This window comes from Shewanella sp. 11B5 (assembly GCF_002836795.1).
GTDB classification, from domain to species: Bacteria; Pseudomonadota; Gammaproteobacteria; order Enterobacterales; family Shewanellaceae; genus Shewanella; species Shewanella frigidimarina.
In genome coordinates this window covers 1-1,338 of the sequence record NZ_PJAP01000086.1, presented here as the reverse complement: position 1 = coordinate 1,338, position 1,338 = coordinate 1, and the positions used below count along the sequence as shown (strand labels likewise).

General features: G+C 39.5%; 2 protein-coding genes. Both read right to left on the bottom strand.

Annotated features, from left to right (window positions below; genetic code table 11):
• On the bottom strand, positions 1 to 721 hold a 721-nt coding region (locus CXF78_RS00720; RefSeq protein ID WP_145991282.1), incomplete at its 3' end, for an AsmA family protein.
• Between the two features lie 25 nt (positions 722 to 746).
• Positions 747 to 1,241: a putative 4-hydroxy-4-methyl-2-oxoglutarate aldolase gene (locus CXF78_RS00715; RefSeq protein WP_102035705.1), complete on the bottom strand. Its 495-nt coding sequence runs from the start codon at positions 1,239 to 1,241 to the stop codon at positions 747 to 749.
• Positions 1,242 to 1,338 lie beyond the last annotated feature (97 nt).

Sequence of the window (1,338 nt, the reverse complement as noted above, 5' to 3'; positions counted from 1 at the left end):
AACTATCGCCTTGGGCTTTATGCACCATGTCAAAATCATTAATCGTGACATTCTGTAATGCTTGGTCGACTTTAATTTTGCCTTGTCCAGATGACGCTAACTGCATATCAGGCAGTGTCGCTGAAAACTCGTAAGCAAAATCAGCGAATTGTCCTAGGCTGAACTGTCCTAAAGTAAAACTTTTTAGACTGAAAGTTTGAGTCGTATTGCTGGCCATATCAATAATATTGATATTCGTATTGGTAAGTTCAATACCGCCAATATCTAACGTCTGTAAAGACATTGCCTCTGAATTGCTTGAGGTTGATTGTGGTTTTTCTGCCGATGTTTCAGCAGTCAAACCATCAAAACTAGTCTTGCCGTCTTTTTGAGTGACTAAGTTAAGTGTTAAGCCATCTAGCTTTAATAAATCAACTTCAATTTGTTGGCTAAACAATGGCATCAACGCCACATTGGCCACGGCCTCATTAACATCAAGCATCGAAGCGGGCGTAAACCCATTTGGGTTCGATAACGAAATGCCCCCGAGCTTGATGCCTAAAGATGGAAACACGCTCCAGCTTAAATCTTGGCTGATTTGTAAGTCACGGCCAGTTTGTTTTTTTACCGCATCAACAATTTGCGGTTTAAAATTATTTAAATCGAAAAACATTGTGAGGTAGACGGTTATACCGACCACTATGGTTAGCACTATCGCTAACAACCACTTTACTACTTTCATTTTTGCTTCCTTGTCTGTCGCTACTTTAAGCTAAAATAGCTAAATCCAGTGCCTGCCTACTGACAGCAACACCATTTAAATCAGCGTAGATCATCATTCCAGGAGAAATACTGATGCCAGCAATCTCGATTGTGACATTGACCTCACCTACGTCTTTTTTGTCTGTTTTAATGGGATTAGTGCCTAAAGCTTGCACACCAATTAGCATAGTGTTGATGGTTCCAGCGTCGCGAATACAACCATTGATGATAATACCTTCCCAACCATTATCGCATGCATTTAAGGCTATCATGTCACCAAGCAATGCTCGTCTTGTTGAGCCACCACCGTCAACAACTAATACTTTACCGTGACCCTTTTTGGCTAATTCAGATTTTACTTTTGAATTGTCTTCAAAACATTTAACGGTCACGACTTCACCGTAGAATATCGATTTTGCACCAAATGCTTTCCATGGATTTGACAACAACGTCAATTGTTCAGGGTAGTGATCAAATAAGTCTGGCAATAGATCTAACATGACTCCTCCTTGTAGATCAAAATCTTAGGTTACCGAGAATGAGTATATTCAACAAGTATTGTTAACGATATATTATTACACTCAGAAAGTATCGTTA